5 protein-coding genes are annotated in these 5,118 nt (G+C 34.9%); all 5 read left to right on the forward strand.

The features are described from left to right. On the forward strand, positions 1–151 hold a 151-nt coding region (locus HOY35_RS12040), incomplete at its 5' end, for a phage holin family protein (RefSeq protein ID WP_172285844.1). A 26-nt stretch (positions 152–177) separates the two neighbouring features. Beyond that, positions 178–1,059, forward strand: coding sequence for a hypothetical protein (locus tag HOY35_RS12045; protein ID WP_172285842.1), 882 nt, complete (start codon positions 178–180; stop codon positions 1,057–1,059). 193 nt (positions 1,060–1,252) lie between these two features. Beyond that, positions 1,253–1,426 (forward strand): hypothetical protein, encoded by a 174-nt coding sequence (locus tag HOY35_RS12050; RefSeq protein WP_172214556.1) that lies wholly within the window; start codon positions 1,253–1,255, stop codon positions 1,424–1,426. Continuing rightward, the gene (locus tag HOY35_RS12055) at positions 1,416–3,365 is read left to right on the forward strand and encodes a class I SAM-dependent DNA methyltransferase (protein ID WP_172214554.1); all 1,950 of its coding nucleotides are present in this window, start codon (positions 1,416–1,418) and stop codon (positions 3,363–3,365) included. The genes HOY35_RS12050 and HOY35_RS12055 overlap by 11 nt, the downstream gene beginning before the upstream one ends. Beyond that, positions 3,341–4,429 (forward strand): restriction endonuclease subunit S, encoded by a 1,089-nt coding sequence (locus HOY35_RS13530; protein WP_172214552.1) that lies wholly within the window; start codon positions 3,341–3,343, stop codon positions 4,427–4,429. The genes HOY35_RS12055 and HOY35_RS13530 overlap by 25 nt, the downstream gene beginning before the upstream one ends. Positions 4,430–5,118: the final 689 nt, after the last annotated feature.

Genomic DNA, 5,118 nt, shown 5'->3' on the forward strand with positions numbered 1-5,118 from the left:
GGGTACAGCATTGCTTTACACTTTATATATTGGATATCTATTAATGGAAATTAAATCTATTTTTGAAAATTATCAGAAACTAGGCACGCCGACAGAAATTTTTCAAAAATTTATTGATGTAATTAAAAACAACGACGACACGAGCAAATAGCTTGTGTCTTTTTGAAAGGAGGAAGTATGGCATACGAACAGACGTATATCCCGAATATAGATATTGACGCATCTGCTGGCATGTGCTTACAGTATGTTGATAATGCTATCAACGCAACAGAGCGAACCTACAGCGCACAGATTGCCTACAGCGCAGCACAGTCCAGAGGTTGGATTAGGAACGATACGGATTTTCCAACGAATGTCTGGGTTGTTTTATTCTGGGAGATTACAAGTGGTTATTGGACTGGATATGGTCACGTGGCGCTGGCTTTCATTGGTGAGAATGGTGCAATGCAGATTCACGATAGTGAGGTACACCGAGGTGCTAGGTATCCATATGGCTCATTGCAAGAGTTGGCTAACTGGTTTAGCGGCACAAATCCAGTAAGATATCTCGGTTGGTCAATCGGTTGTGATGGTCGTAAGATTCTTAAAACGCCACAAGAAACACAAGCTGAAATTGATGCACAGAATCGAGCTGCAGCTGAAGCAATCAGAAAAGCGGAAGAGGAAGAGGCACTGCGTATTATCGCCGAGATAGAACGCCAAAAGAAAGCAGAAGCTGAGAAAAAACGATTAGCTGAAGAAAAAAGAAAGAGGGAAAGTGATATGGCAATTCAAGCAATTGTAAGAATTAAAGATGATAGTTTCAAAGCACCTTTCGTAAAAGACAGTGTGTGGTTTTGGTCCATGGAAACAGGCTTTATTAATCTACCAACAAGACGTGATTATGAGTGGCTCGATACTATCAATAAATATACGACTGGTAAGCCAGTATTTAGGCAGCAGTCTTCAAAAGACGTACCGTTTCATTTGCGCTTAGCACAGTGGAATCCAGCGGTTAACGTTAAAGAAGCAAAAGCATGTATTGAAGATTACGACAAAATTCCAGCATTGACAGATTAACACCAACGCCCTTGTATTAATTTACAAGGGCTTTTTTTGTTTGCCTTTAAGCCCTGTTTAAGCTTCCCACTATACTATCGATTCATCCCAAATAATTAATCTTTTTCATAAATTCCCTCCACTATCAGAGATGATGGTGGATTTTTTCGTTACTTTTTATACTACTTGTAGTATAATTATATTGAGGTGATTTATGAAACGTCAAACAATTGCGAATAAAAAATGGCAAAGTAAAAATCCTGAAAAAGCCAGATATCTTAGAAAAAGATCCATTGCAAGGACTTTTATTCAAAAATATGGAACTGAAGAAGATTTATTGATGTTACGTGACGAAATGGATAAAAGGGAGCAATTAAATGCCAAATGAAAAAACTATAGTTGACCAATGGGTCAGACGAGAGATAGAAAAATTAGAGATTGATTTTACTGAGCAAACATCTTCTATTAAGGAAGTTAAAGTAGCTTTAAAAAACGCGAGTAAACAGGGTGGTATGGGTTCAGGGAAACCTGAATTTGTTTTTTTGGTGAACGATACATTAGTTGTTGTCGAAGATAAACCTTCAACTTCTAATCTTATTTTATTGGACGAGCATAATGAAGTAGACTTATCTATTCCTAAAGCGACTGCTAACTATGCAGTAAACGGAGCAGTCCACTATGCCAAACATATAGTTGAGAAAACAACTAATTTTAAAGAAGTGATTGCAATTGGTGCAACCGGTACTTCTGATTCTAGAGGAGTACTCGTTTATCTTGTATCGAATAATGGTGAAAATACTAATATTAAAAGCATAGGTTCACTTCCTGATTGGAGCGTTCTGTCTCTCATTAAATTCGATGAGTGGTATGGTGTAAACGTTTTAGGGAATTTGTCTAAAGATCAAAAAGACGAATTAGAATTAAAGAAAGTAGCTGCACAACTTCATGAAGATTTAAGAAATTATGCTAGCTTAGAAGGAGAAAACAAGGCTACGGTTGTGAGTGCCATTTTATTGGCACTTGATAGTAAAAAAATATCAATTGATGAACTTAAAGGTCATAAACGCCCCACTGATGGCGCACGCATCTATAGAAGTATAAAAGATTATATGGAAGACAAAGATATACTTCCAGAAGAAAAACGTAATATTGTGTTAAATAAGTTTAATTTTATTCAAACAAACGTCGCATTGAATGAAAAACGAAAAGATTTAGGGGTTACCCCACTTCATTATTTTGCCTCTATTTTACAAAAAGATGTATTAGATCATTTTAAAAACAATACCGAATTTGATATTTTAGGGAATTTTTATGGAGAGTTTGTAAAATACGGCGATAGCGATGGCAATGGGTTAGGGATTGTGTTAACACCTAAACACATTACTAGCCTTATGGCAGAGCTTATCCAAATCGGAAGAAACGATTACGTTCTTGACCCAACAGCTGGAAGTGGTGCGTTTCTTATTAGTGCTATGAATCGAATGATGAAAGAGCCCTTAACTGAAGGATCAATAAATACAAATTCTCATATTAAACAACACCAACTATTTGGTATTGAAATGCAGGAAAAAATGTATACTGTTGCTACAACCAATATGATTCTTCGTGGTGATGGAAAATCTAATCTAATGTTAGCAAATATGTTCTCAAAGAAGTCAGACGATTTCATTAATGACGGAAGTAAAGTTCCTATTACAAAAGTATTGATGAATCCACCATACAGCCAAGGATCAAAAGGGAATTTTGACTTATATGAAATTAACTTTATAAAACATGCATTGGATATAAGTGCGCATAATGGAAAACTTGCAGTCATTGTTCCACAATCTACTATGACTGGAAAGAGTAAAGTTGAACGAGAAATGAAACAAGCAATACTCGAGCATCATACATTGGATGCTGTAATTACTCTCAATCCGAATACTTTTCATGGTCAACGTGCAGGTGTACAACCTGTAGTTGCTTTGTTTGCAGCAAATCAACCGCATCCTGTACAAAAACAAGTTAAATTTATCAATTTTAAAGATGATGGATGGGTTGTCAAAAAACACCTAGGACTACAAGATGACGGGACTGCTTCCCAAAAAAGAAAACAGTTGGTAGACACGGTACTCTATGACGTTCCAATGGAAACATCTTTTATGGTGAAATCACAGGTCACATCAGAAGACGAATGGTTACACAGTTACTTCTATTTTAATGATTCAATTCCAAAACCTGAAGCATTTGAAAAAACTGTGCAAGATTATTTAGCTTTTAAATTTGATCAAACAGTTCATGGTAGAGGTTACTTATTTGATGAGTGGGGAGAATCAACAAAAAAATAAATCCCACTCTACCAAATTTGAATGAAGTAGAGTGGGGGACTTTCACAATTCAAGAAATTTTCAATGTTGTAGATGGTTTCTACAACAAGAAACCACCAATGACAAATGGAAATCTTCCTTTCTTGGGAGCGACAGAAAATAATAATGGAATCACAGGATTTACTGATATAGAGATCGTAAAGCAGTGGTCTAAAACGGGATCTAGTATAGATAACACAATAAACAATAAAACGTTTGGACCAAATTGGTTAGCAGTAACTAACAATGGTTCTGTTGGGAACGTATATTTTATGGAAACTACGTATACCTCTAGTCACGATGTTACTTCTTTATCACTAAAAAACAAAACTATCAATAAGGCATTAGGATTATTTTTGTCTTGCATTCTCAGAGAAGCTGGCAAACCATTTTCATATGGTAGGAAATGGCGTCCTAAACGAATGAGAACAACCCAAATTGTTCTTCCGCTTGATAAAGATAAAAAACCTAACTGGGACTATATGGAACAATATATTGTGAATATAATGCAAAATATTGAAGTTCCTGAGCTAGAACCACTTAAATCCAGTGATACAGATTTACATTCAGTTCACTGGAAAGAATTTCCTATAAAAACTATTTCTGAAATCATACAAAGTGGACACGATTGGGAATCTTACAATCGCGTAACTGGCTCTCAGCCTTTCATTGGTTCTTCCGCACTAAACAACGGAATTACAGATTATGTTGATTCCTCTAACAGAGAAAAATATGTTGGAAAGAATGTGATTGGAGTAAACCGAAATGGCAGTGTAGGATACGCATTTTATCACCCTTACACGGCCTATTTTTCGGGAGATACTCGATTTATTAAAATCGCAGATTTCTCTAATAATATTAATGTAAATCTCTTTATTACCACAATGATTATGCAACAAAAAGATAAGTATGCATATGGATATAAAATGGGAACAAAGCGGTTATCATCACAAAAAATTATGTTGCCCGTTACTAATGAAAATATTCCTGATTGGCAATTTATGGAAGACTACATCAAATCAATATCAAATTCAAAATTGATATAACTAATCCCCACCGCACGGTGGGTTTTTGTTTGCACAGCAGTAATATTGCAATTTACTTTATCTTGTCTTAGACTAATGTTAGTATATTAATTTCTTAACTCCTTACAATTAATATACTGATGTATCTAGTTCTCTCAGATTGGATATGTTTTGATTTACTGATAGGCTACTCGTATTTACGGGTAGTCTTTTTTATTTACCATCTCTCACGAGGTGGTTTTTTTGCATTTATTTAAAAGAAAAATGATAAAAGTGTTGACCTTGCATACTATGCATAGTATAATATATTTATAGGGGGTGAGAAATGAAGCATAAGAAAAAGAGAACTTTTAAAACAGAATTTACCTTAGAAATAAATCTTCTGTTTATTAAGTTCTCAATCAAAATAAAGTTTGGAGAGTAATTCTCCTGTTGAGGTGGTAAGAGCCACCTCAACATCTTATGTGTTCATTATACCATGAAAAAATTAAAAGTCGAAACAGAAGTGCGTAAAACAACGAAAAAAGAAAAAATCACATTTATTATTGGAGTTATTTTTGTAATTGGGTTGTTTTTGATATGGAGGTTTTTTAAATGACAGATAGGAATCCTCAAACTGAAGCTAACAAAAGGTGGCAGCAGAATAATAAAGAGCGCGCAAAATATTTAAGTAATCGTTCAAGAGCAAGGTCTTTTATTCGCAATCAAGC

It is taken from the genome of Enterococcus sp. MMGLQ5-1 (assembly GCF_013155265.1).
Lineage (GTDB): Bacteria > Bacillota > Bacilli > Lactobacillales > Streptococcaceae > MMGLQ5-1.